The sequence below is a fragment of the Propionivibrio sp. genome (assembly GCF_041441355.1).
Classification (GTDB): Bacteria; Pseudomonadota; Gammaproteobacteria; order Burkholderiales; family Rhodocyclaceae; genus Propionivibrio.
In genome coordinates this window covers 1-23,125 of sequence record NZ_JASDTF010000013.1, presented here as the reverse complement: position 1 = coordinate 23,125, position 23,125 = coordinate 1, and the positions used below count along the sequence as shown (strand labels likewise).

The 23,125-nt window shown below is 64.9% G+C and carries 25 protein-coding genes; 16 read left to right on the top strand and 9 right to left on the bottom strand.

Annotation, left to right across the window (positions count from 1 at the left end):
• On the bottom strand, positions 1-294 hold a 294-nt coding region (locus QMB55_RS04220), incomplete at its 3' end, for an NYN domain-containing protein (RefSeq protein WP_497587422.1).
• A gap of 184 nt (positions 295-478) precedes the next feature.
• Positions 479-1,882: an asparagine--tRNA ligase gene (gene asnS, locus QMB55_RS04215; protein ID WP_497587421.1), complete on the bottom strand. Its 1,404-nt coding sequence runs from the start codon at positions 1,880-1,882 to the stop codon at positions 479-481.
• A 256-nt stretch (positions 1,883-2,138) separates the two neighbouring features.
• Between asnS and QMB55_RS04210 the strand changes: the two genes are divergently transcribed.
• The 11 genes from QMB55_RS04210 (at position 2,139) to QMB55_RS04160 (ending at position 12,129) form a co-directional block, all read left to right on the top strand.
• Positions 2,139-3,611, top strand: coding sequence for an aminoacyl-histidine dipeptidase (locus QMB55_RS04210; protein WP_497587420.1), 1,473 nt, complete (start codon positions 2,139-2,141; stop codon positions 3,609-3,611).
• A 91-nt stretch (positions 3,612-3,702) separates the two neighbouring features.
• Positions 3,703-4,329, top strand: a complete 627-nt coding sequence (locus QMB55_RS04205) for a LysE family translocator (RefSeq protein WP_497587419.1) — start codon at positions 3,703-3,705, stop codon at positions 4,327-4,329.
• Positions 4,330-4,367: 38 nt separating this feature from the next.
• Positions 4,368-4,775 (top strand): nuclear transport factor 2 family protein, encoded by a 408-nt coding sequence (locus QMB55_RS04200; RefSeq protein ID WP_497587418.1) that lies wholly within the window; start codon positions 4,368-4,370, stop codon positions 4,773-4,775.
• Positions 4,776-4,816: 41 nt separating this feature from the next.
• Positions 4,817-5,098, top strand: a complete 282-nt coding sequence (locus QMB55_RS04195) for a hypothetical protein (RefSeq protein WP_497587417.1) — start codon at positions 4,817-4,819, stop codon at positions 5,096-5,098.
• Positions 5,099-5,132: 34 nt separating this feature from the next.
• A complete protein-coding gene (locus QMB55_RS04190) occupies positions 5,133-5,426 on the top strand; it encodes a YciI family protein (RefSeq protein ID WP_497587416.1) in 294 nt (97 codons plus the stop codon).
• Between the two features lie 278 nt (positions 5,427-5,704).
• Entirely contained in the window at positions 5,705-6,682 is a 978-nt protein-coding gene (locus tag QMB55_RS04185; protein ID WP_497587415.1) for a TRAP transporter substrate-binding protein, read from the top strand.
• A 108-nt stretch (positions 6,683-6,790) separates the two neighbouring features.
• Positions 6,791-8,080 (top strand): TRAP transporter large permease, encoded by a 1,290-nt coding sequence (locus tag QMB55_RS04180; protein WP_497587414.1) that lies wholly within the window; start codon positions 6,791-6,793, stop codon positions 8,078-8,080.
• A gap of 24 nt (positions 8,081-8,104) precedes the next feature.
• Positions 8,105-8,647, top strand: a complete 543-nt coding sequence (locus QMB55_RS04175) for a TRAP transporter small permease (RefSeq protein WP_497587413.1) — start codon at positions 8,105-8,107, stop codon at positions 8,645-8,647.
• Positions 8,648-8,655: 8 nt separating this feature from the next.
• Positions 8,656-9,534, top strand: a complete 879-nt coding sequence (locus QMB55_RS04170) for an AEC family transporter (protein WP_497587411.1) — start codon at positions 8,656-8,658, stop codon at positions 9,532-9,534.
• A 76-nt stretch (positions 9,535-9,610) separates the two neighbouring features.
• Positions 9,611-10,696 (top strand): adenosine deaminase family protein, encoded by a 1,086-nt coding sequence (locus QMB55_RS04165; protein ID WP_497587410.1) that lies wholly within the window; start codon positions 9,611-9,613, stop codon positions 10,694-10,696.
• 197 nt (positions 10,697-10,893) lie between these two features.
• A complete protein-coding gene (locus tag QMB55_RS04160) occupies positions 10,894-12,129 on the top strand; it encodes an autotransporter outer membrane beta-barrel domain-containing protein (protein ID WP_497587409.1) in 1,236 nt (411 codons plus the stop codon).
• Between the two features lie 86 nt (positions 12,130-12,215).
• Here QMB55_RS04160 and QMB55_RS04155 read toward each other — a convergent pair whose 3' ends face one another.
• The 4 genes from QMB55_RS04155 to QMB55_RS04140 form a co-directional block, all read right to left on the bottom strand.
• Complete coding sequence (locus QMB55_RS04155) at positions 12,216-13,484, bottom strand: anaerobic sulfatase maturase (RefSeq protein ID WP_497587408.1); 1,269 nt, start codon at positions 13,482-13,484, stop codon at positions 12,216-12,218.
• A gap of 51 nt (positions 13,485-13,535) precedes the next feature.
• Complete coding sequence (locus QMB55_RS04150; RefSeq protein ID WP_497587407.1) at positions 13,536-14,444, bottom strand: sulfatase-like hydrolase/transferase; 909 nt, start codon at positions 14,442-14,444, stop codon at positions 13,536-13,538.
• Positions 14,445-14,480: 36 nt separating this feature from the next.
• Positions 14,481-15,095: a sulfatase-like hydrolase/transferase gene (locus tag QMB55_RS04145; RefSeq protein WP_497587406.1), complete on the bottom strand. Its 615-nt coding sequence runs from the start codon at positions 15,093-15,095 to the stop codon at positions 14,481-14,483.
• Between the two features lie 242 nt (positions 15,096-15,337).
• Entirely contained in the window at positions 15,338-15,781 is a 444-nt protein-coding gene (locus QMB55_RS04140; RefSeq protein WP_497587405.1) for a DUF2721 domain-containing protein, read from the bottom strand.
• 214 nt (positions 15,782-15,995) lie between these two features.
• On the opposite strand from QMB55_RS04140, the gene QMB55_RS04135 reads away from it, so the two are divergent.
• Positions 15,996-16,874, top strand: a complete 879-nt coding sequence (locus QMB55_RS04135; RefSeq protein ID WP_497587404.1) for an alpha/beta fold hydrolase — start codon at positions 15,996-15,998, stop codon at positions 16,872-16,874.
• Between the two features lie 27 nt (positions 16,875-16,901).
• On the opposite strand, the gene ppnN is transcribed toward QMB55_RS04135, so the two are convergent.
• Positions 16,902-18,284 carry a nucleotide 5'-monophosphate nucleosidase PpnN gene (ppnN, locus tag QMB55_RS04130; protein ID WP_497587403.1) on the bottom strand — a complete coding sequence of 461 codons (1,383 nt, stop codon included), beginning with the start codon at positions 18,282-18,284 and terminating at the stop codon, positions 16,902-16,904.
• 144 nt (positions 18,285-18,428) lie between these two features.
• Between ppnN and QMB55_RS04125 the strand changes: the two genes are divergently transcribed.
• From QMB55_RS04125 to QMB55_RS04110, 4 genes are read left to right on the top strand one after another with little or no spacing between them, the layout of a single operon-like run.
• A complete protein-coding gene (locus tag QMB55_RS04125; protein WP_497587402.1) occupies positions 18,429-19,220 on the top strand; it encodes a PhzF family phenazine biosynthesis protein in 792 nt (263 codons plus the stop codon).
• Positions 19,221-19,227: 7 nt separating this feature from the next.
• The gene (locus QMB55_RS04120) at positions 19,228-19,695 is read left to right on the top strand and encodes a hypothetical protein (protein WP_497587401.1); all 468 of its coding nucleotides are present in this window, start codon (positions 19,228-19,230) and stop codon (positions 19,693-19,695) included.
• 7 nt (positions 19,696-19,702) lie between these two features.
• Positions 19,703-19,933, top strand: a complete 231-nt coding sequence (locus QMB55_RS04115; RefSeq protein WP_497587400.1) for a tautomerase family protein — start codon at positions 19,703-19,705, stop codon at positions 19,931-19,933.
• A complete protein-coding gene (locus QMB55_RS04110) occupies positions 19,930-20,367 on the top strand; it encodes a GFA family protein (protein ID WP_497587399.1) in 438 nt (145 codons plus the stop codon). The genes QMB55_RS04115 and QMB55_RS04110 overlap by 4 nt, the downstream gene beginning before the upstream one ends.
• A gap of 91 nt (positions 20,368-20,458) precedes the next feature.
• Here QMB55_RS04110 and QMB55_RS04105 read toward each other — a convergent pair whose 3' ends face one another.
• Together QMB55_RS04105 and QMB55_RS04100 are read right to left on the bottom strand one after the other, a co-directional pair.
• Entirely contained in the window at positions 20,459-21,100 is a 642-nt protein-coding gene (locus QMB55_RS04105) for a hypothetical protein (protein WP_497587398.1), read from the bottom strand.
• Positions 21,101-21,299: 199 nt separating this feature from the next.
• Positions 21,300-23,125, bottom strand: a 1,826-nt coding sequence (locus tag QMB55_RS04100; protein ID WP_497587397.1) for a sodium-translocating pyrophosphatase, incomplete at its 5' end; no start/stop codon positions are given.

Genomic DNA, 23,125 nt, shown 5'->3' with positions numbered 1-23,125 from the left:
ACCCGCTGACCGCTTCTGCTGACGCTTCTTACACCACGTCCCGGGACACGATCTATCTGCCGTGTTTTTCCCCGCTGCGTATTGGTACTGTAGGCATGGAGTGAAGGCCAATCGAACCAAGGCTTCCTGCCATGTTTTTGCGAGGGTGCTGTGATTTCCGTATCCTCGACGAAGCACCACGCGCCCGAATTGGGCCACTATTCGAAGAGCGTATTCCAAAATTTCCGGGCTCGTATTGTCGCAATCCACTAGAACTGCGACTCGAGATTCAACATAGTGATTTGGTGCGCTCATCTCTTGGCGACCCCTCAGGGAAAAAATGATAAGAAACAAATGAGCTAAAGGCAGCGCGAGTGATCTTGGATGGATTTCAGCTGAAAGCTATCCAGGGGACTTTGGGATCGCATATTGAGGATACAAAAAAGCCAACCCGGCGGGTTGGCTTTTTCCATGGCGCGGCTGGGTCGCCTCATCGGGCTCAGTAGCGCGCATTCCCCGGCGTGCGCGGGAAGGGGATGACGTCGCGCACGTTGGCAAGGCCGGTGATGTAGGAGATGGTGCGCTCGAAACCGAGGCCGAAGCCGGCGTGCGGCACCGTGCCGTAGCGGCGCAGGTCGCGGTACCAGCTGTAGTGCGAGGGGTCGAGGCCGACTTCGACCATGCGCGCGTCGAGCACCGAGAGGCGTTCCTCGCGTTGCGAGCCGCCGATGATCTCGCCGATGCCGGGGGCGAGCACGTCCATCGCTGCGACGGTCTTGCCGTCGTCGTTGAGGCGCATGTAGAAAGCCTTGATGTCCTTGGGATAGTTCATCAGCACCAGCGGGCCGTTGACGTGCTTCTCGGCTAGGTAGCGTTCGTGCTCGCTCTGCAGGTCCATGCCCCATTCGACCGGGTAGACGAACTTCTCGCCGCTCTTCTTAAGAATGTCGATGGCGTCGGTGTAGTCCATGCGCACGAACTCGCGCTCAACCATGCCCTGCAGCTTGGCGATGACGCCCTTCTCGATGCGCTCCTCGAAGAAGGCCATGTCGTCGGCGCGCTCATCGAGCACGGCCTTGAAGACGTACTTGAGCATCGCTTCGGCGAGCGCGGCATCGTCGGCGAGGTCGGCGAAAGCGATCTCGGGCTCAATCATCCAGAACTCGGCGAGGTGGCGGCTGGTGTTGGAGTTCTCGGCGCGGAAGGTCGGCCCGAAGGTGTAGACCTTGCTCATCGCCATGCAGTAGGTCTCGACGTTGAGCTGACCCGAGACGGTGAGGAAGGATTCGCGGCCGAAGAAATCCTGCGAGAAGTCGATGCCGCCCTTGTCGTTGCGCGGCAGGTTATGCAGATCGAGCGTCGAGACGCGGAACAGTTCGCCGGCGCCTTCGCAGTCGGAGGCGGTGATGATCGGGGTGTGCACCCAGAAGAACTCGCGTTCGTGGAAGAAGCGGTGGATGGCCTGGGCGACGGTGTGGCGCACGCGCGTGGCGGCGGCGATGACGTTGGTGCGCGGGCGCAGGTGGGCCACTTCGCGCAGGTACTCCATGCTGTGCGGCTTGGGCTGGATCGGGTAGGTGTCGGGGTCGTCGACCCAGCCGACGACGCGCACTTCGGTCGCCTGCATCTCGAAGGGCTGGCCCTTGGCCGGCGACGGAACGACGATGCCCGTGGCTTCGACGGCGCAGCCGGCGGTGAGGTGGGCGATTTCCTGGCTGTAGTTGGCGAGCGTGCTCGGGGCGACGACCTGCACCGGGTTGAAGCAGGAGCCGTCGGAGACGTTCACGAAGGAAAGGCCGGCCTTGGAGTCGCGCCGGGTGCGGACCCAGCCTTTGACGGTGACCGGGGTGTCGGCGGGCGCCTGGCCGCCGAGAATCTGTTTGACGCTCAGAGGGGTGGTCATGGGGAAAAGCCTTCTGTCGGGCGTTGTGTCTCGAGTGTTGATGGGCCGCCGGAGCAAGAGCAAACAAGGCGGAAACGCCGCATAGTATCGGCGTTGCGGGCGGGTTGGGTCAATGCTGGGCTGTATTTTTTAGGCTCTAAATTCAAGCCTGTGCACCTTGCGGCGGCGCTTGGCGGTACACTGCCCTTTTTGTTCCGGCCGGCTCCGGGCCGACCGGGTTTCCTGAACGCAAAGCACACAGAAAAGGGTAGGCATCATGGCTTCGCTGGTACGTTCGCCCGTCTTCGATGGTCTGGCTCCGGCCATCGTCTGGCAGCATTTCTCCACCTTCTGCGCGATCCCGCGTCCGTCCAAGGGCGAAGCGGCACTGCGCGAGCACCTCAAGACTTGGGCCGAGGCGCGCGGCCTCGCGGTGAGCGTCGATGCCACCGGCAACATGGTCGTGCGCAAGGCGGCGACGCCGGGGCACGAAAAGGCGCCGATCGTCGTCATGCAGGCCCACCTGGACATGGTCTGCCAGGCCAACGCCGGCACCGAACATGATTTCACCCGCGACCCCATCCTGCCGGTCCTGCGCGACGATGGCTGGCTGGTTGCCCCGAACACCACGCTGGGCGCCGACAACGGCATCGGCGCGGCGCTGATCCTCGCCGCGCTGGAAGACGAGACGCTGGTGCACGGCCCGCTCGAAGCCTTGTTCACGGTCGACGAAGAGGCCGGCATGGGCGGCGCACGCGGCCTCGAGCCGGATGCGCTCAAGGGCTCGCTGATGATCAACCTCGACACCGAGGCCTGGGGCGAATTCTTCCTCGGCTGCGCCGGCGGGATCAACGTTGCGGTCGACCGCCCGGGCACGCCCGAGGCCGTCCCGGCCGGGCTGACCGGCTGGCGTATCGACCTCAAGGGGCTGCGCGGCGGCCACTCGGGGATCGACATCCACGAAGGGCGCGGCAACGCCATCAAGCAGCTGGTGCGCTTGGTGCGCCAGCTCGAAGGCCGCTGGCCGGAACTGCGCCTCTCGACGCTCAAGGGCGGCACGGCGCGCAACGCGCTGGCGCGCGAAGCCTCGGCGACGCTGGCCCTGCCGCAAGCCGCGGCGGCCGAACTGGCGGGCCTTGCAGCGGCCTTCCAGGCCGCGCTGCGCCTCGAACTGGCGGGGGTCGATGACGGCGCGACGGTGAGCGTCGAGCCGTGCGCGATCGAAACCGTGCTTTCGGGCGCCGATCAGTCGATGTGGCTCGCTTCGCTGCACGCCGCGCCGCACGGCGTCCGGCGCATGAGCGTGGCGGTGCCGGGCGTGGTCGAAACTTCGGACAACCTCGGTGTGGTCGACGTGTCGCCGCAGGCCGGCAGCTGCACCTTCATGGTTCGCTTCCTGGTCGAAGGGCCGGGCGTCGAGCTGGCCAACGAGATCGTCAGCCTGTTCGCGCTCTCCGGCACCGAAGCCAAGGTCTTCGGCTTCTACCCCGGCTGGGCACCGAACCCGGCCTCGCCGCTGCTCGCGACCTGCCAGGCCGTCTATACCGAGGTCTTCGGCGGCGAATCGGAAACCCACGTCGTTCATGCCGGCCTCGAGTGTGGCCTCATCGGCGGCAAGTATCCGGAGCTGGACATGGTCTCCTTCGGCCCCAACATCCGCGGTGCGCACGCGCCCGGCGAGTCGGTCGACGTGGCCTCGGTTGAGCGCTGCTGGCGTCTGCTGCGCGAGATCCTGACCAAGCTGGCCTGATCCTGCGCCCCCGTCGTTGCGCCGCCGTGGGGCTTCGGGTCCTCGGCCGCGCGGCGACGACGTTTCTCCATCGTCCTTTGCCGAGCTGGCCATGAACCTGGACAACGTGATGCTCTACCTGGCGGCGTGCTTCGTGGTCACGATCACGCCCGGGCCGACCATGCTGCTTGCCTTGAGCAACGGCGCCTCCGGGCGCTGGCGCGTCGCGGCGATGGGCATGCTCGGCGCGGCAGCGTCGGACCTCGTGCTGATCAGCGCGGTCGGCCTCGGCTTGGGCGCCCTGCTGGCGGCCTCCGAAACCCTCTTCTCGCTGGTGCGCGGACTTGGCGTGCTCTACCTCGCCTGGCTGGCGCTCCAGCTCTGGCGGGCACCGCCGACGGCCGTGGCGATCTCGGCCGCGGATGTTGACCGCACCGCGCGCCTGGCCTTCCGGCGCAGCCTGCTGGTCGCCCTCTCCAACCCCAAGGGCCTGCTCTTCTTCTCCGCCTTTCTGCCGCAGTTCATCGACCCGCATGCGGCGCAATGGCCGCAATACGCCACCCTGGGCGTGGCGACCGCCGCGCTTGATCTGGCAGTGATGGCCGTGTACGCGCTGGGTGGCGCGCACCTCGTTCGCCGCCTGTCGCTGGCGGCGGCGCGGCGGCTCAACCGCGCCTGCGCCGCCGGACTGCTGGCGTTGGCCGGCGGGCTGGCGCTTTATCGCCGGAGTGCCGACTGAACGCGGCGAATCGGTTTTCCTCGAGAAAGATTTCGACCATGTCCTTCGTCTTCTCCGATCCCGATCAGGCCTTGGCCTGGGCGACCGTGCGTGTGATCAACGAGGCCTGGACGCGCGGTAATCCGGACGACCTCGTCCACTACTTCCACCGCGACATGGTCGCCATCACCGCCAGCGACCGCTTGCGCCGCGAAGGAGGGGCGGCCTGCATCGCCGGCTGGAAGGGCTTCGCCCAGTCGGCACGCATCCTCCACTGGGCCGAGCGCGAGCCGAAGGTGCAGATCTACGGCGAGACGGCGGTGGTGACGTATTACTACGACATCCAGTTCGAGATGGGCGGGCAGCGCATCGAAACCGGGGGGCGCGACATGTTCGTCCTGGTGCGCGAAAATGGCCGCTGGTGGGCCGTCGCCGACCAGTATTCCTCCTACCCGTGCCCGGAATAAGGGCACAGGGCGCACCTTCGTTTTTGGAGTCCGTCAGAACCATGGTTTTCCAGTGTCCGCATTGCCAGGGGCGCATTTCCTTCTTCTCGCGCGCGGTGCATGGCTGGCGTCGCCGACAGACCTGCCCGCACTGCGAGCAGCCGATCCGCCAGACGCTCAACTTCAGCCGCTTCTTCATCCTCGCCTTCATGGTCGGCTTTCCGATCAAGATGCTGGGCGTCATGTACGAAGAACTCAGCTTCCTGCGCAACGTCGGCGCGACGGCGGTAATCGTCTTCGTGCTGATGCTCTTCTGCCTGCGTTTCGACAAGGCGACCGACTAAGTTCCGACGGACTGTTCTCCGGGAGAGGATCGCGATGCGCTGGGTGGCCATTTTCGAAGACACGCCGGCCATGTTGGCGGTGCGCGCCGAGCGCGAGCCCTTGCACCTCGAATACCTCTCCCGGCATCGCACCGAGATCGTCCTGGCCGGCGGCTGCCGGCCGGCGCCGGGCGAGGCGTTCGTCGGCGGCCTGTGGGTGCTCGAAGTGCCCTCGCGCGAGCGCGCCGTCGAACTGATCGAAGCCGATCCGTATTACGAGCCTGCGTATCGTTCCTATACGTTGCTCACTTGGGGCAAGGCTTTTCCCGAGGTTTCGGTCAGCCTGTGATCGTTTCCGGGGCCGGAGATTTCTTTTCGTCGTGGTTTTCCGGTGCGATCCGAAATTCGCAAAGGCGTGTGTCGTCGAAAACCGTTTGATTGTTTTGGAACGTCGTTCCAATATCGTTGATATCAGCGGTTTGTCGCGTTATGGCGCTTAGCGGTGCTTTCGATCGGGCGATTCCGCTGCTTCGGGGGTGAAGCCTTGCCGCGGCCGGAACGCACCGGGCCCGGCCGGGGTGGAACGACGGGGAGACATCGGCGGTGCGGACACTCAGGAGTGAGGCGATGAAGAAGCTTGCATTGGCAATGATGTTGGCGTTTGGATCGACGTGTACCCTGGCCGCAGTCGAGCTCAAGCTCGGGCACTTCGCTTCCGATACCCACCCCTGCGGCATCGCCGCGGTGCAGTTCAAGAACAATGTGGAAAAGCGCACCAACGGCGAGGTGAAGATCGCCCTGTTCGGCAACAACGTGCTCGGCTCGCCGCCCGAGGTGCTCGAGCAGGTCATCCTCGGCGCGGTCGACATGAGCCTTTCCGGCCAGGACCAGCTGGCCAAGCACCTGCCGTTCTACGACGTGATCAGCACGCCCTTCGCCTTCAAGGACTACGCGATGGCCGACCGGATCATCGACGGCGATTTCAAGGCCTGGGCGGCGCCGGAGCTGCTGAAGAAAAACCTGGTGCATGTCTCGGACTGGGAGTGGGGTTTCCGCCAGCTGACCAACTCGCGCAAGCCGGTGGTCGTTCCCGCTGACCTCAAGGGCATGAAGATTCGCACGCCGCCGGCCTTCGCCTATCAGGCCTTTGTTGAGGCTGCGGGCGGCAACGCGGTGACCATCGCTTTCTCCGAACTGGTCATGGCCATGAAGCAGGGCGTGGTCGACGGGCAGGAAAACCCGGTGGGGACGATTTACGACCTCAAGCTCTACGAGACCCAGAAGTACATGTCGATCCTCAACTACACCTACAGCTCAATGGTGCATGTGGTGAACAAGAAGAGCTGGGACAAGCTGACGCCCGCGCAGCAGAAGATCGTCGCCGAGGAGTCCGCCGCCGCCGCCAAACTGGCACGCAAGACCTTGCGCGACAACGAGGCCGTGCAGCTCAAGGACCTGGAAACGAGCAAGGGCATCGTCGTCGCGCGCCCCGACCTCGGGCCGTGGAAAGCCGCCATGGGGCCGGCGTGGGACAAGGTGAAGGTGCGGGTTGGCGCCGACAACTTCAAACGCTTCATGGAGATGGTGGACAAGAACAGCAAGTAAGGCGCCGCGCCGCATCGCTGGCGGGGGCGCGCACGCGTCGCCCGCCGTTTTTTTTGAGTTCGTTTTGCCGGGGGAGCGAAATCCCGGGGCTTTGCGCAAGGATCGTCCATGCTGACCTTCGCCATCTTTGCCGTGCTGCTGGTGCTGCTGATGATCGACGTGCCGATCGCCGTGGCGATCGGGCTGACGGCCGTCGGCTTCTTCATTATCCAGGGGCAGAGCAGCTTCCTGGCCATGTTGCCGCAGCGCATGTATTCCGGAACCACGGGGTTTACGCTGCTGGCCATTCCCTTCTTCATCCTGGCCGGAAACCTGATGAACGTCGGCGGAACGACGCAGCGTCTGTTCCGTTTCGCGCGGGCGCTGGTCGGGCATGTGCCGGGCGGGCTCGGGCAGGTCAGCGTGGTGTCGTCGATGATCTTCTCGGGCATGTCCGGATCGGCGGTGGCCGATGCCGCCGGGCTCGGGCAGATCCAGCACCGGGCGATGGTCGACGCCGGCTACAAGCCCAAGATCTCGGCGGCCATCGTTGCCGGCGCGTCGACCATCGGCCCGGTCATTCCGCCGTCGATTCCCTTCGTGCTCTACGGCGCGATCACTTCGGTTTCGGTCAGCCGCCTGTTTCTCGCCGGAGCCGTGCCCGGGGTGTTCATGGGCATTGCGATGATGGTGGCGATTTGGCTGATGGCCGGGCCGCGCGGCTTGCCGCGCGATCCGCGCGCCAACCTGCGCGAGATCGTCGACAGCACGCGGGCCGCCTTTCTGCCGCTGATGGCGCCGGTGATCATCATCGGTGGCATCACCACCGGCTTTTTCACGCCGACCGAAGCCTCGGTCGTCGCTTCGCTGTATGCCCTTGGGCTGGGCTTCCTGTACAAGGACCTGCGCTGGCGCGATCTGCCGGCCATCCTATTTACGTCGCTCAAGCAGACCTGCGGCCTGATGTTCATCATCGCCACGGCCAATTTCTTCGGCTGGTTCACGATCTTCGAACGCATTCCCGATGCGCTCATCCTGCAGCTGTCGGCCTTCGGCGCCTCGGCGGCGGCGTTCATGTGGATCGTCATCGGCATCATCCTGGTGCTCGGGTGCTTTCTCGACGGTAATGCGATCTTCCTCATCACCCTGCCGATCTTCATGAAAATCTGCCCGCTCTTCGGCATCGACATGGTGAACTTCGGCGTGGTGATGACCCTCTTGATCATGATCGGCAATCTCACGCCGCCGGTCGGCATGTGCCTCTTTGCGGTGGAAAGTTTCGCCAAGGTCGGCTTATGGACCCTGGCGGCCGAATGCCTGCCGTACCTGTTGGCCATTCTGGCGGTGACCATCCTCTGTGCCTTCGTGCCCGAGATCGCCCTCTGGCTGCCGAATTACCTGATGGGCCCCGCCTCCTGAGCCCGCGCCACCAAGGAACACCTCATGAAACAGACTGTCCTTGCCGCCATGGCCCGTTTCGACCGCGGGCTGACGCTGGTTCTCGAATGGATCTGCATCGCGCTTTTCGCGGCGATCACCGTCATCCTGACGCTGAACATCGTCGTGCGCTTCCTTCCCTTCATGTCGATGCACTGGTTCGACGAAATCCTCGAACTGCTCTACGGGGCGCTGGTGTTTTACGGCGCGGCGGCAGTGTGGGTGGCGCACGGGCATTTCAGTGTCGGCGACTGGATCTCGAAATTCCTGCCCGGAGCGCGTTCGCGCCTCGTCTACCGCTTCTTCGTGGAACTCGCCTCGCTCGTCTTCATCGCCATTTTCTTCTGGTACGCGCTGCAGCTCACCCTGCAAACCGAGGAGCAGACGACGGCCTTCGCGATGTCGAAAAAATGGCTCTACGCCTGCATGCCGATCACCGGTGCGATCATGCTGCTTTATAGTCTGAAAAATATGTACCTGGAGCTTGCCAGGATTGCCCGTCCGCAGGATTTTTGTGCGTCGACGCCCGGCGATGGCCTTCAACACTGAGCATCTGAATGGAATTATTGTTACGCATCGTCGGCATCATCACTCCCGTTCTTCTCGTCGGCGCCGTCGGCTACGCCTACGGCCGGCGGGTGCGCCCGAACATGGCCGCGGTCAACCGGCTGAGCACCGACGTGCTCTTCCCGGCGCTGATCTTCTCGTCCATGGCGGCCAAGGACTTCGTCATCGCCGAGCAAGGTCCGTTGCTCGCCGCGGGGACCTTGATGATGCTCGGTTCGGGCGTGGTCGGCTGGGGCGCGGCCCGCGTGCTGGGCTACAACGTGCATGCCTTCGTGCCCTCGATGATGTTCACCAACACCGCCAACATGGGCCTGCCGCTGACCCTGTTCGCGTTCGGGCCGGAGCTGCTGCCGCCGGCGGTGGCCCTGTTCATGGTCTCCAGTCTGCTGCACTTCACCCTCGGCATCCGCATCACCGCGCCGCAGGCCAGCCTGCGCGGCATCCTGCAGGGGCCGATGCTGTGGGCCATGCTGCTCGGCGTGCTGCTGAGCCTGTTTCGTGTTTCCCTGCCGCCGTGGCTGGCCACGGGCTTGAAGATGATCGGCGAGGCGGCGATTCCGCTCGGGCTGCTCACCTTGGGCGTCGGCTTTTCCGGCTTTCGCGTCGAACGCTGGAGCATCGGCATCGTCGGTGCGTTGTTGTGCCCGCTTTCCAGCTTGATCGTGCTCTGGCCGCTGCTCGGCGTCTTCGACCTTGAACCGGCGCAACGCGGCTTGCTGCTGCTCTATGCCGCGCTGCCGCCGGCGGTGATGAACTACATTTTGGCCGACCGCTACGGGCAGGACCCAGGCCTTGTCTCGGCCATCGTCGTGGGCGGCAACCTCGCTTCGCTGGCCTTCGTGCCGCTGGCGCTGTATCTCGGGCTGTGAACGCGGCGGGGTGTGCTGGCCCGGATCATCCGGCTGCGCGACAATGGCTGTCGTCTTGAGCCGCCACGAGAGAGCGATGCCTGCCCCCGAAGCCGAGTCTGCTGCTGCAACGCTGGAAGCCTTCCTGCACGAGTTGCCCAAAGTCGAACTGCACTGCCACCTGTTTGGCACCGTGCGCCGCGCCACGTTCACCGATTTCGTGCGCCGGGCGCAGGCGCCGATCAGCGACGAGGACATCGCCGCCTTCTACACCCGCGGCGAGAAGCCGGTGGGCGTCCTGCGCGTCCTGCGGGCGCTCGACGAATGCCTCATCCGTTCGCCCGACGATTTGTATCGCCTGACCTACGAGTACCTCGAGGACGCCGCCGCGCATCACGTGCGCTACAGCGAATTCTTCTGGAATCCGACCGGCACCGCCGTGATGTCGGGCATCCCCTATGTCCGTGCGCTGACAGGCATCGTGCGCGCAATCCACGACGCCGAGCGCGACCACGGCATCGTCGGCCGGTTGATCCCGAGCATCGACCGCGAGGCCTCGCCCGACGCGGCGGTGGCGATGGTCGACTGGGTGTGTGCGGCACGCTGCGACGAAGTGCTGGGCATCGGCATCGACTACCGCGAGAATGACCGGCCGCCCGAACTCTTTGCTGCGGCCTATGCTGCTGCTGGGCGCGCCGGCCTGCGGCGCACGGCGCATGCCGGCGAGTTCGGCATGCCCTGGCGCAACGTGCGCACGGCGATCGAAACCTTGCAGGTCGATCGCGTCGACCACGGCTACACCATTGTCGATGCGCCGGATTATGCGCGGGAGTGTGCCGAGCGCGGCATCGTCTTTACCGTCGTGCCGACCAACTCGTACTACCTGCGCACCTTGCCGCCCGAACGCTGGGCACGGGATCATCCGATCCGGGCGATGCGTGCCCTCGGGCTGCGCGTGCATCCCAATACCGACGACCCGACCCTGCACCACGTGACGCCGACACAGGCCTGGACGATGATGGCGCGCGACTTCGGCTACACGCTCGACGATCTGCGCGCGTGCCTGCTGAACGGCCTCGATGCGGCCTGGATCGATGACAGCACGCGCCGCGCCTGGCGCGCCGAGTGGAGCGCGGCATTCGACGCTGGGCGGCTGCGGGCAGGTCTCGCGGCCTGTTCATAAATATTCCAAAAGTATATCCTTGCGTGCTATTGGCGACGGGTGCGGACGCGCTGCGTCGAGGCCAGGATAGAGGGAGCGCTATGTTGCGTCGTACATTGATTGCCGCCACGCTGGGACTTCTGGGCGGGCTGAGTGGACCGGCTGTGGCCGGGAACGGGCCTTGCGGCCAATACCATTCCCTGCTTTACGTGGGGCGCATGGCCGATGATTCGGCGTCGATCTGGATTTCGGCTTTCGGCAACCCGCGTTGGTCGGTGACCTCGACCGATTTCCGGGGTCCGGCCAACCAGTCGCTCGAGACTTTCGACCAGCATAAGAACACCTTGCGTCTGCTCTCTTCGCCGATCGTCCAGACCGGCGCCGCCGGCCAGCATTCGCTCTACGACATCGGCGACGGGCACTGCCTGATGGACAGCAAACTTCAAAGCGGAGGCCTCGTCATCGGTGGCGGGGGCGGCGGAGGAGGGAGTGGCGGAAGTGGGGGCGGGTACGGTGGCGGTGACGGTCCGCTCGATCGTGTCGTTTCCAACGTCAACCAAGCCTTCCTGACCACCTACCAGAATCGTGCCTTTAGCATCACCGAGCGCATTGTCGCCGGTGTGGACGTGGTCGCGCCGGCGGATGCCACCTGGCAGGCCTGGACCGAGGCGCGTCGCACCGGGCTGAACGACGAGCGGCATGGGCAGGACGGAACGGGCAAGGCCGACGACCTGTTGCTGGGCGCGCACCGCCGTTTCGGGAGCGACCTCGTTGCCGGCGTCGCCGTGGCCGTCGACCGCACCGAATTCGATGCCTATGGGCGTTCCTTGCGCAATGACAGCCGCGGTGTTCAGGGCGGGCCCTACCTCGGCTACCGCTTCTCGCCAACCTGGGTCGGCGATGCCTGGCTGGCCTACGGGACGCAGGACGTCGACAGCAGGCTCGATGTCCTCAAGGGCCGTTACGACACCTGGACCTGGCTTTTCTCGGCCAACCTGACCGGGCGCTACATCTACGGGGACTACCTGCTGCGGCCGAAAGCCTCGTTCTACGCCAGCCGTAGCCGCACCGACGCTTTCGATTACCGGGGGGTGATCCCGGGTATGAGCCAGTCGCTGACCCTGCGCATCGACGACGATGTCTTCAGCTACGTGACGAGCGAGTTGTCGGCCGAAATCAGCCGCCCCCTGCCGGTGGGACGCGACGGCGGTCTGCTGGTCCCGTCGCTGCGCCTGGGCCTGCGTTACGACCTGCATCGCCCGAACGACGGCAAGACCTACGACGCGCTGTTCGATGAAGTCGACAACCGCCCGTGGAGCGGCAGCGTGCGGGCGGGTGTCGCTTTCCTACCCGAGAAGCGGGTGCGCTTCGAACTGCTGGGCGGTTACTACAGCCTGGGGCGGCGCGACCTTGACCTGTGGGATCTGCGCTTTAACGCTACCCTTGCCTTTTAAGCCTGGGCACGCGGTGGGCGGCGTGTGCGGATGCTCACGCCGTCGCCGTGCGCGAGCCGTCCGCAAAGACCTCGGATGCGCTCGCGTCAGGGACGTTGCAGGCGCCGCGCCAGTTCGCCGCGTGCGGCGGTGGCCTTGTGGAAGAAGCGCTTGAGGCCCGAGCACAGGTAGTGCAGCCCGGGTTCGCCGTCCGCCGAGGTGGTGAAGCGGTCTTTCGGGCAGTCGCCCCAGCACAGGCGCAGGTATGGGCAGGCCTTGCAGCAGCCGGGCAGGGTGCCCGACTTGGCGTAGGCGAATTTCTTCTGCGCTTCGGAGAAGGCGAGGTCACCCTCGTGGGTGTCGCCGATGTTGCCCAGGCGGTACTCGGGGTAGACGAAGTGGTCGCAGGCGTAGAGTGTGCCGTCGTGTTCGAGCGCCAGGGCCTTGCCGCAAATTTCGGCCGAGATGCATTTCTGCGCGCCGGCGCCGAAGAGCATCGAGACGATGTTCTCGAACTGGTCGACGAAGACCGTGCCGAAGTCCTTGGCGAACCATTCGTCCCAGACGCGGCCGAGGAAATAGCCCCAGTCGTCGGGATCGATCGACCACTCGGTGACGACCGAATCGGGGTGGCCGGGGCGGGCGCGTTCGCTGCCCTGTACCGGCAGACGCTCGGTCGGCCAGTGGCCGGGCGCGGCGTGACGGAAGTCGCGACGCTCGATGCAGGGGGTGAATTGGATCAGGCGCGGACGCACCTGGTCGCGCAGGAAGCGGTAGACGTCGATCGGGCGCTTGGCGGTGTCGCGGTTGACCACGCACAAGGCGGAAAAGGGGACACCGTGCCGGTGCAGGCGTTCGACCGCGGCCATCACCCGGGCGTGCGTCGGCTGGCCGCCCTTGCTGTAACGGTGGCGGTCGTGCAGTTCGGCCGGGCCGTCGATCGACAGCCCGACGAGGAAATTCTCGGCCTTGAGAAAGGCGCACCAGTCGTCGTCGAGCAGAATGCCGTTGGTCTGCAGGTCGTTTTCGATGCGCTGCTGGGGCTGACGGTACTTGCGTTGGAGCTCAACGATGCGTCGGAAGAAGGGCAGGCCCATCAGCGTCGGTTCGCCGCCTTGCCAACTGAAGACGACCTCGGGGCCGTTCTGTCCTTCGATGTATTGCCGGATGTGCGCTTCGAGCAGAGATTCACTCATGCGCGGCATCTTCGGTTGCTGCAGCAGGTCTTCCTTGTGCAGGTAGAAGCAGTAGCTGCAATCGAGATTGCACTGCGCCCCGGCCGGCTTGACCATGGTATGAAAACGGAAGGTCTGCCCGGGCGGCAGCTTCGCCCGTTGCTGCGGCGGCTCGGGCGGGCGGGGGTGCAGCGGAATCATGGGGTCGCGTCCTGAAAAGAGGCGCCGGCACGGCCGGCGCCTCGTCAGCGGTCAGTCCTTGCCCTTCTTGATGAAGTCGCTGACCATGTTGGACATGTCGAAGCTCTTGCCGCCCTGAACCGGCGGATACTCCTTGAGCGTCGCCAAGTGCTGGCCAACGAGTTGGCCCATCGGCTGCATCATCCAGCTGACTTTCTGCAACAGATGGCCGTACGAGTCCTTGTTGTCATAGGATTCGAACGGGTCCATGCGCAGGTTGAACACCAGGGGGACCGTGCGCGGAACGACGTTGGCGTAGTAGTCCTCCTTGGTCGAGAAGTGCCACTTCCACGGGCCCATGCGCACCGCGGTGAGCTTGCTCTCGTAGTAGTAGAAGAGGTGGTCGCGCGCCGATTCCTCGCTCTTGCCCGTCCAGTAGGGGACGTTGTTCACCCCGTCGATGTACTGCTTCTTCTCCTTCTTCATCTTTTCGGCGACGTTATCCACGCCCGCCGCCGTCGCTAGCGAGGTGAACATGTCCATGTGCGACTGGATGCCGTTTTTAACTTGGCCCGGCTGGACGACACCCGGCCACTTGAGCATCGAGACCACACGCACGCCGCCCTCGTAAGTCGTCATCTTCTCGCCGCGGAACGGCGTCGTCGCACCGTGCGGCCACGAGGCGTGCTCGGGGCCGTTATCGGTCGAATACCAGATGATGGTGTTCTCGTCGAGGCCATTGTCCTTGAGGAATTGCAGCACGCCCTTGATGTCGTGGTCGTGCTGGAGCATGCCGCTGCCGTGGTAGTCGGATTCCGAGGTGTGCTTCTCGGCGGCGTAGCGCCATTTGTCGTTCAGCCGGGTGTAAAGGTGCATCCGGCTGGTGTTGAGCCAGACAAAGAACGGCTTGCCGTCTTTCTGGGCCTGTTTCATGAAGGTCGTAGCGCGCGGGATGGCCTCGCTACCGTCGAAATCCTTCATCCGTTCCTGGGTCAGTGGCCCGGTGTCGGTACATTTCTACTTGCCGACCTTACCGAAGCGTGGGTCGGTGGTGTTGTCGCTCGTGCTGGAGGCGACGCAATGCAGCACACCGCGCGTGCCGAAGCGCTTCTCGTAGGCTTCGAGGCTGCCGGAGAATTTCTTGCCGAAGGCCTGATAGTCGCGCTGTTCGGCCTCTTCCTGCGTGTTGAGGTGGTAGAGGTTGCCGAAGAATTCGTCGAAGCCGTGCACCGTCGGCAGGTGCTCGTTGCGGTCGCCGAGGTGGTTCTTGCCGTAGTGGCCGGTCGCATAGCCGGCGCCTTTGAGCACCTCCGCGATGCTCGGTGACGCGGCTTGCAGGCCGAGCACGTCGCCTGCCTGGCCGACGGTGGTCATCCCGGAGCGGATCGGGTACTGGCCGGTGATGAACGACGCCCGGCCGGCCGTCGAACTGGGCTGGGCATAGTGGTCGGTGAAGCGGATGCCCTGCAGGCCGATGCTGTCGATGGCCGGCGTGGTGTAGCCCATCGTGCCCATGCCGTAGGCGCTGACGTTCTGCCAGCCGATGTCATCGCCCCAGATGACCAGGATATTGGGTTGCTTGTTGGCGGCTGCGACCGATGATGCGACCGCAAGCCCTGTCGCCAAAGACATGGCAAGTATCGTTTTTTTCATCTTCCTCTCCATGGCACGGACGTGCCGGTTGGTGATCGGTGCTACTCGGGCTTTTTAGCATACCGAATCACAAGTCCGCAACCATGTTGCATATGAGGAATTATTAAATGCGGGACGCTCAAGCGCACGCGGCGATGCGGATGAGCGCTGGCCTGGAAGGCGCATCTGGATGCGCCTTCCAGGCCAGCGGGTATGCCGATGTGCGCGTCTGCTGCGGGCGTTTAGAACCGCCCGTCGGCCGTGTCTTCGTCGGCGCTGGCGCGCACGGTTTTTTTCTGTTCGAGGTCGCCGAGAACGATGTTGAGTGCATCGGTCGAGACCATCACTTCGAGCAGCGAGAGCAACAGCGAGACGGCGAGCGCGAGCAGGGAGAGACCGAACAGCACCTTGCCGGCGGTCTGCAGTTCGAGGAAGAGGACGAACATCGACAGCGCGCAGAGGATGAAGCTCGTGACGCCGAAGCCTTGCATCTGCTTGATCAGGCGGATGCGGTGCTTGAGGCCTTTGAGTTGGCGCAGGACCAAGTCGGGCACGTCGTCCTTGCTGCCGGCGTGCATCTGGCGGATGACCTGGGCCAGGGTCAGAAAGCGGTTGGTGTAGGCCAGCAGCAGCAGCGAAATGGCCGGGAAGAGCAGGGCCGGGGTGGTCAGCGACATGTTTTCCATCGGGAATCCTTGAGGTCGGGGCGCCGCGCCGAGGGCATGCGCGGCGGATATGTCAGCCGACTATGATGGCAAAAAAAGCGGCCGCCGGCCATCCGTGCCGCGCAGGCCCGGTGGCGCTTGGCGGCGCTTTGAATTCGGCCGCCATCCGCGCGACAATGCGGCTTTCCTGCTTTTTGCGAGCGCCGCCGCGTTGCCCTGGAGAGGTCTGCCGCCGATGATTCCCCGCCACCGTTCCCGTACCGAGAAGATCGACCTCCGTGGTCTGCGCTACAACGTCCGCCACTGGGGGCCGCAGGAGGCGCCGGCGGTGTTTTTCCTGCACGGGCGGATGGACTGCTCGCCGACCTTCCAGTTCGTCGTCGACGCCTTGCAGCAGCAATGGCACGTCATCGCGCCGGATTGGCGCGGTTACGGCGAGAGCGAATGGCTGGGGCGCCCCTACTGGTTCTACGACTACTACGCCGACCTGCACGCACTGCTCGATCACTACTCGCCGCAGCGGCCGGCGCGCATCGTCGCCCACAGCATGGGCGCCAACATCGCCGGCTCTTACGCCGGGGCGCGTCCGGAGCGGGTGGCGCAACTCGTCATGCTCGACTTCCTGGGCCTCAAGCGTTCGTTCGACGACACCTCGCCGCGCCTCATCGACGCCTGGCTCAAGGATTTGCGGCGCGAGCCGGTGCCCGGCATCTTCTACCACACCGACGAGTTTGCCGGCCGTCTGCTCGACCTCAACCCGCGCCTCACCCCCGAGCGCGCCGCCTTCCTTGCGCGCGCCACCAGCCGGGTGCGCGACGACGGTGCGCTCGACGTGGCCTGCGACCCGTGGCAGCGCATCGCCGCGCCGACGGTCTATCACGCCGAGGATGCGATGGAGTGCTGGCGGAAAATCACCGCGCCGGTGCAGTTGCAGGTGGCCGAGCACGGCCTGATCCGGCAGCGCTTCGGCGGCGACTCGGCCGAGTTTTCCCGCCGCGCCGGCTGCTTCCAGAACCTCACCCAGGTGACGGTCGAAGACTCCGGGCATAACGTCCAGCACGATCAGCCCGAACAGGTTGCCGCGCACCTGGAGGCTTTTCTGACGCGCGACTGAGGTGCCGCGCGGGCACCACCTGAGCTCTCAGCCCTTGCCGACCAGCCGGTAGCACGGGTTGTAGGCCTTGCCCGGAAGCTTCATCCGCTGCTGCGCGACGAAGGCGGCGAGCAGGGCGTCCATGCGCTCCACGACGGCGCGTTCGCCGTGCAGTTCGAAGGGGCCGTGCCGCTCGATCTCGCGGATGCCGTCGGCCTTGACGTTGCCGGCGACGACGCCGGAGAAGGCGCGGCGCAGGTTGGCCGCCAGCTGGTGCGCCGGGACGTCGTGCGACAGTGTCAGGTCGCGCATGTTGGCGTGCGTCGGTTCGAAGGGCTGCTGGAAGGCGTGGTCGATGGTGAGCATCCAGTTGAAGTTGAAGGCGTCGTGCGTCGCCTTGCGGTATTCGCGCACCAGCATCAGCCCCTGTTTCATCTCGCGCGCCACCGCGTCGGGATCGTCGATGATGATCTTGTAGCGTTGCTGTGCGGCGCGACCGAGCGTGTCGCCGATGAAGGTGTCGATGGTGCGGAAGTAGGCTTCGGCGCTCTTCGGGCCGGTGAATACGAGGGGGAGGGGCAGCTCGGCATTGTCCGGGTGGAGCAGGATGCCGAGGATGTAGAGGATTTCCTCGGCGGTGCCGACGCCGCCGGGGAAGACGATGATGCCGTGCCCGGTGCGGACGAAGGCTTCGAGGCGTTTCTCGATGTCGGGAAAGATCACGAGCTCGGTGCAGATCGGGTTGGGCGCCTCTGCGGCGATGATGCCCGGCTCGGTGAAGCCGAGGAAGCGGCCGGCGGTGCGCTGCTTGGCGTGGCCGACCGCGGCGCCCTTCATCGGCCCCTTCATCGCGCCCGGGCCGCAGCCGGTGCAGATGTCCAGGCCGCGCAGGCCGAGCTTGTAGCCGACGTATTTGGTGTATTCGTACTCCTCGCGGCTGATCGAGTGCCCGCCCCAGCAGACGATCAGCCGGGGGTCGGTCGTCGGCAGCAGGGTGCCGGCGTTGCGCAGGATGTGAAAGACGGTGTCGGTCAGCCCGTCGGAGGTTTCGAGGTCGAAGCGCGGATTGCCGGTGACTTCGGCGCTCAGGTAAAGCACGTCGCGCAGCACGGCAAACAGGTGCTCCTGGATGCCGGCGATCATCTTGCCGTCGACGAGGGCGTTGCCCGGCGCGTTGCTGATGTCGAGCTTGACGCCGCGTTCGCGCGGGATGAGGCGGATGTCGAAGTCATGGTACAGCTCGAGCAGCTCCTTGCCGTCGTCCATTTCGCTGCCGCAGTTGAGCACCGCCAGCGAGCAGTTGCGGAAGAGCTGGTGCAGCCCGCCGTGGCCGCGGTCGAGGAGCTTGGCGGCCTCGGCCTTGGAGAGCATGGCCATGCGGCCGGTGGGCGAAATCTGGGCGCTGATGCGGTCTTTGCTGATGGCGTTCATGGCTATCCTTGATCCGTTCTTTTCGACGCGCTTCGCGCGTGTCCGGCTCGACACGATACGACGTTCATCTTCGGGATGCCAGCCTGCCCGCGGGCATCGATCTGGAATACACTGGCCGCATCTTTTTTCTGCGGGAGCGGGACGATGCGCTTGCCACTGTTCCAGATCGACGCCTTTGCCGAGCGCGTCTTTCAAGGCAACCCGGCGGCGGTGTGCCCGCTCGAAGCCTGGCTGCCCGAGGCGCTGATGCAGGCCATCGCCGCCGAGAACAACCTCTCTGAAACCGCGTTCTGCGTGCCCGAGGGCGAGGGCTACGGCTTGCGCTGGTTCACCCCGCTCAAGGAAATCGACCTCTGCGGCCACGCCACGCTGGCGACCGCGCATGTGCTCTTCGAACACCTCGGCTTTGCCGGCGCCGAGATCGTTTTCTCGACGCGCAGCGGCGCCTTGCGCGTGACGCGCGCGGGCGACCGGCTGGCGATGGACTTCCCGGCCAAGGCGGTTGAACCCTGTGCCGCGCCGGGCGCGCTCATCGAGGGCCTGGGGCGTGCGCCGCTCAAGGTTTACGGCGGGCGCGACTACCTCGCGGTCTTTGCCGACGCGGCCGAGGTGCGGGCGCTGAGGCCCGACCCGCGCCGGCTGGCCGAGCTTGACCGGCACGGGGTGATCGTCACCGCGCCCGGGGGCGCGGAGGACGGTGACGTCGATTTCGTCAGCCGCTTTTTCGTCCCCAAATTCGGCGTCGACGAAGACCCGGTGACCGGCTCGGCGCATTGCTCGCTGACGCCATTCTGGGCCGCGCGCCTGGGCAAGGCGACGCTCGAAGCGCGGCAGGTGTCGCGGCGCGGCGGCCGCCTGCAATGCACGCTGGCCGGCGAGCGCGTGATCCTGCGCGGCCGGGCCGTGACGTACATGGCCGCCACGATCGAGGTGTGAGGCGCCGATGTTTGAATCGCTGCTGCCCGTCCTGCAAGGGCTGATCAACGCCACCAAGGCGATGGCCTCGTTCGACGCCTTTCGCAAGGCGCAGCGCGGCGAGGCGCGGGCGCTGATCGAGGAGCTGAAGGAAAACTCGCGCCTGTGCTTTCGCGTCGTCGCCGACGGTGTCGACCACCGGCAGGTGATCCCGAAACTCTCCACCACCGTCTTCGACCGCCTCAACGCCGCCGGCTTCGACTTCAACGCCTTGCAGCGGCGGCGCATTGCGCCTTATCCCGGCCTCGCCGCGAGCGATCTCGCGCCCTGGTCGGGCAAGACCACGGCCGCGCTGGTGAGCAACATCTACGACAAGCTCAAAGACCTGCGCTCGCGCCACGAATTCACGCCAGAACAGAAGTTCAACCGCCGCCGCCTGATCAACATCCACAAGCGCCTGCTGCTGCTCCTGCGGCACGCACGCGACGAAAGCTGAGGCCCGCATGCCCATCGTCACCGTCCAACTCGCTCGCCGCGACACGCCGACCACGCGCGAGCAGAAAAAAGCCCTCGCCGAAGGCATCACCGCGCTCATGGAAGCGGTGCTCGGCAAGCGCCGCGAATCGGTGACCGTACTGCTCCGCGAGCTCGATGCCGACGACTGGGCCGAAGGCGGCGTGCTGGTCAGCGAGCGGCGCCGTCAGCGCGCGCCCGGCGGGAAGGGAAACGCATGAACGCATGCTCCGGCGGCTGCCACTGCGGCGCCGTGCGCTTGCAGCTCACGCTGCCCGGCGCGCCCGGCGATTACGCGCCGCGCGCCTGCGATTGCAGCTTTTGCCACAAGCACGGCGCGGCCTTCGTCTCCGACCCGGCCGGCGCGCTGCGCATCGAGGCTGGGCGGGCGGCCGACCTCGTGCATTACCGCCAGGGCAGCGGCCAGGCCGAGTGCCTGTGCTGCGCGCACTGCGGCGTCTTCGTCGCCGTGGTGAGCCGCCTCGACGGGCGCCTCTACGGCACGGCCAACGTGCGCGCGCTCGACGGCGATCCAGGTTTCGCGGCCAGCGTTACCGTCTCGCCGCGCCTGCTCGGCGCCGAGGACAAGCGGGGGCGCTGGCAGGCGAATTGGTGTGGTGAGGTGACGTTGGGATACGTGGAAGGCGGCGGCTAAACCACCTTGCTGGCAAGGGCGTCTTTGTTGCGATGGACGCTCCGAGTGTTTAATTCATGTCGACACAGATCAAGCGTATCTGCTGATGGCCCTAGGTGGCTGCGTGCCCTGTTCCTATAGGGCCGCACAGATGAGCGCCCGAAAGAGCTTTGCCCCCGGGGACTAAATTTTCGGGGTCAAACCAATGGTCGATCCATTCGTAAATGCGCGCTACATGAAGAAAAGCGTATTGAATTTTTGAGAGGTCAGAATTACATAATTGCTGTCCGTGAAAAATTGGATTACGAACCTCTCGGTAGAAAGCGATAGTAGTCTCGTAAAGCTGTTGTTCGAGATGGCGAAGACTGAGTTCGGGATGAACCGCCTCCGGCATGCGGTGATAAATGTTTGCAACGGCGGATTTGGCACCGAAAGAGAAAGGGGCGTCCAGTTTCTCGAAAAGTTCCTTCGATAGGTTGCCAAGAACAGCGGACGTATGTTTAAGCGCACCAGGCAAATACGCTTCGACGCCAAGAATCGCACGTTGAAGGAGAAGCGTCATGCAGTCCTCCGACATGCCGTTCCAGATAAACAAGGGGGTTTGAATTTGCTTGATAGGGGTGCGGAGGATTTCGCCGGCTTCCGGCGAATGGATGAATTGATATGTTCTGTTGAATTCCAACCGCAAGTTAATGAGTGGAATATTGTCAAACGTGAGCCCAAATGTCGGCGCGGAATACACTTTTTCCCCCATCTAAAAGTGGACGTTAATAATATCTCAGGCTGTCGATCTTTTTACGTCACATCCCATTTTGCGTCGTTTGTAACAGCATCCTCAATCAGCCTGCTGAGCATGTTTAGCACGCCGTGTGGCGTTGAGGCTATGTCCGAAAGGTCCATAAAACGGGCGCCCGCGGGGCGCTGGAGGGCGCATCCCGCGGGCGTTCCTGGGCCTAGCGTGCCGAGCCTTCGGCAGTGGCCGTTTGCGCCGGCAGTTCGAGCGGCGGCGTGTCTTCGATGCGCATGCGGTAGAAGCTGCGGTAGACGAAGACGAGGTTGAGCGCGAGGAAGATCGCGGCCAGCGTCCAGGTCAGCGTGCTGCGCCCCTGCGCCATCAGGCCGACGGCCATTTCCACCGCGAGCAGGCCGAACAGCGTGGTGAACTTGATGATCGGGTTCATCGCCACCGAGGAGGTGTCCTTGAACGGGTCGCCGACGGTGTCGCCGATCACCGCCGCGGCGTGCAGGTCGCTGCCCTTGGCGCGCAGTTCGGTTTCGACGATCTTCTTGGCGTTGTCCCAGGCGCCGCCGGCGTTGGCCATGAACACCGCCTGATAGAGCCCGATCGTCGCCAGCGAGATGAGGTAGCCGATGAAGAAGAAGGGCTCGATGAAGGCGCAGGCGAGGGTGCCGAAAAAGACCGCCATGAAGATGTTGAACATGCCCATCTGCGCGTATTGGGTGCAGATGGCGACGACCTTCTTGCTGTCTTCGATCGAGGCCTTGGGGGCCGCGTCGTCGAGGCGCATGTTGCGCTTGATGAAGTCGACGGCGCGGTAGGCGCCGGTCGACACGGCCTGCGTTGCCGCGCCCGAGAACCAGTAGATGGTGGCGCCGCCGGCGATCAGCCCGAGCAGGAAGGGCGGGTGCAGGATCGAGAGGCGGCTGACGTTTTCGGAGAGGCCGTCGGTGAGCAGCATGATGATCGAGAAGACCATGGTTGCCGCGCCGACGACGGCGGTGCCGATCAGCACCGGCTTGGCGGTGGCCTTGAAGGTGTTGCCGGCGCCGTCGTTCTCTTCGAGCAGGTCCTTGGCGTGGTGGAAGTTGGGCGTGAGGCCGAAGTCGCGCCGGATTTCGTTTTCGATGTCCGGCTGCTGCTCGATGGTCGACAGCTCATAGACCGACTGAGCGTTGTCGGTGACCGGGCCGTAGGAGTCGACGGCGATGGTCACCGGCCCCATGCCGAGGAAACCGAAGGCGACGAGGCCGAAGGAGAAGACGGCGGCCATGATCGCCGCTTTTTCCGGGTCGGGGTTGATGATCGCCGAGAGTTCGCCCTGCGCGACCAGGCTGGCGCCGGCCATCAGGGCGATGATCACCACGCCGAGCCAGAAGGCGGAGAAGTTGCCGGCGGTGAAGCCGGCCAGGATGTTGAGGCTGGCGCCGCCTTCGCGCGAGGCGGTGACGACTTCGCGCACGTGGCGCGACTGGGTCGAGGTGAAGACCTTGACCACCTCGGGGATGATCGCCCCGGCGAGGGTGCCGAAAGTGATGATCAGCGACAGCTGCCACCACAGCGCGGGGTAGGCCTGGCCGGCGAGGCTCAGGTCGCCGATCAGCGCCTTGGAGACGACGAAGGTGAGCAGCACCGAGAGGATCGAGGTGACCCACACCAGCGAGGTGAGCGGCGCTTCGAAATTGAAGCGTTCGGCGCGGGCGTAGCGGCGGCGCACGAAGGCCTCGTTGCCGAGGTAAGCCGCGCCCGAGGCGAGGATCATCATCACCCGCATGACGAACAGCCACACCAGCAGCTGCACCTGCACCGCGGCTTCGGGCACGGCAAGCATGATGAAGCTGATCAGCGCGACGCCGGTGACGCCGTAGGTTTCGAAGCCGTCTGCGGTCGGGCCGACCGAGTCGCCGGCGTTGTCGCCCGTGCAGTCGGCAATGACGCCGGGATTGCGGGCGTCGTCCTCCTTGACCTTGAAGACGATCTTCATCAGGTCGGCGCCGATGTCGGCGATCTTGGTGAAGATGCCGCCGGCGATGCGCAGCG

Excerpts from the sequence above, each read along its gene's own strand:
- asnS (WP_497587421.1), bottom strand. The coding sequence starts at position 1,882 with ATGACCACCCCTCTGAGCGTCAAACAGATTCTCGGCGGCCAGGCGCCC.
- QMB55_RS04210 (WP_497587420.1), top strand. The coding sequence starts at position 2,139 with ATGGCTTCGCTGGTACGTTCGCCCGTCTTCGATGGTCTGGCTCCGGCC.
- QMB55_RS04205 (WP_497587419.1), top strand. The coding sequence starts at position 3,703 with ATGAACCTGGACAACGTGATGCTCTACCTGGCGGCGTGCTTCGTGGTC.
- QMB55_RS04200 (WP_497587418.1), top strand. The coding sequence starts at position 4,368 with ATGTCCTTCGTCTTCTCCGATCCCGATCAGGCCTTGGCCTGGGCGACC.
- QMB55_RS04195 (WP_497587417.1), top strand. The coding sequence starts at position 4,817 with ATGGTTTTCCAGTGTCCGCATTGCCAGGGGCGCATTTCCTTCTTCTCG.
- QMB55_RS04190 (WP_497587416.1), top strand. The coding sequence starts at position 5,133 with ATGCGCTGGGTGGCCATTTTCGAAGACACGCCGGCCATGTTGGCGGTG.
- QMB55_RS04185 (WP_497587415.1), top strand. The coding sequence starts at position 5,705 with ATGAAGAAGCTTGCATTGGCAATGATGTTGGCGTTTGGATCGACGTGT.
- QMB55_RS04180 (WP_497587414.1), top strand. The coding sequence starts at position 6,791 with ATGCTGACCTTCGCCATCTTTGCCGTGCTGCTGGTGCTGCTGATGATC.
- QMB55_RS04175 (WP_497587413.1), top strand. The coding sequence starts at position 8,105 with ATGAAACAGACTGTCCTTGCCGCCATGGCCCGTTTCGACCGCGGGCTG.
- QMB55_RS04170 (WP_497587411.1), top strand. The coding sequence starts at position 8,656 with ATGGAATTATTGTTACGCATCGTCGGCATCATCACTCCCGTTCTTCTC.
- QMB55_RS04165 (WP_497587410.1), top strand. The coding sequence starts at position 9,611 with ATGCCTGCCCCCGAAGCCGAGTCTGCTGCTGCAACGCTGGAAGCCTTC.
- QMB55_RS04160 (WP_497587409.1), top strand. The coding sequence starts at position 10,894 with ATGGCCGATGATTCGGCGTCGATCTGGATTTCGGCTTTCGGCAACCCG.
- QMB55_RS04155 (WP_497587408.1), bottom strand. The coding sequence starts at position 13,484 with ATGATTCCGCTGCACCCCCGCCCGCCCGAGCCGCCGCAGCAACGGGCG.
- QMB55_RS04150 (WP_497587407.1), bottom strand. The coding sequence starts at position 14,444 with ATGAAGGATTTCGACGGTAGCGAGGCCATCCCGCGCGCTACGACCTTC.
- QMB55_RS04145 (WP_497587406.1), bottom strand. The coding sequence starts at position 15,095 with ATGTCTTTGGCGACAGGGCTTGCGGTCGCATCATCGGTCGCAGCCGCC.
- QMB55_RS04140 (WP_497587405.1), bottom strand. The coding sequence starts at position 15,781 with ATGGAAAACATGTCGCTGACCACCCCGGCCCTGCTCTTCCCGGCCATT.
- QMB55_RS04135 (WP_497587404.1), top strand. The coding sequence starts at position 15,996 with ATGATTCCCCGCCACCGTTCCCGTACCGAGAAGATCGACCTCCGTGGT.
- ppnN (WP_497587403.1), bottom strand. The coding sequence starts at position 18,284 with ATGAACGCCATCAGCAAAGACCGCATCAGCGCCCAGATTTCGCCCACC.
- QMB55_RS04125 (WP_497587402.1), top strand. The coding sequence starts at position 18,429 with ATGCGCTTGCCACTGTTCCAGATCGACGCCTTTGCCGAGCGCGTCTTT.
- QMB55_RS04120 (WP_497587401.1), top strand. The coding sequence starts at position 19,228 with ATGTTTGAATCGCTGCTGCCCGTCCTGCAAGGGCTGATCAACGCCACC.
- QMB55_RS04115 (WP_497587400.1), top strand. The coding sequence starts at position 19,703 with ATGCCCATCGTCACCGTCCAACTCGCTCGCCGCGACACGCCGACCACG.
- QMB55_RS04110 (WP_497587399.1), top strand. The coding sequence starts at position 19,930 with ATGAACGCATGCTCCGGCGGCTGCCACTGCGGCGCCGTGCGCTTGCAG.
- QMB55_RS04105 (WP_497587398.1), bottom strand. The coding sequence starts at position 21,100 with ATGGGGGAAAAAGTGTATTCCGCGCCGACATTTGGGCTCACGTTTGAC.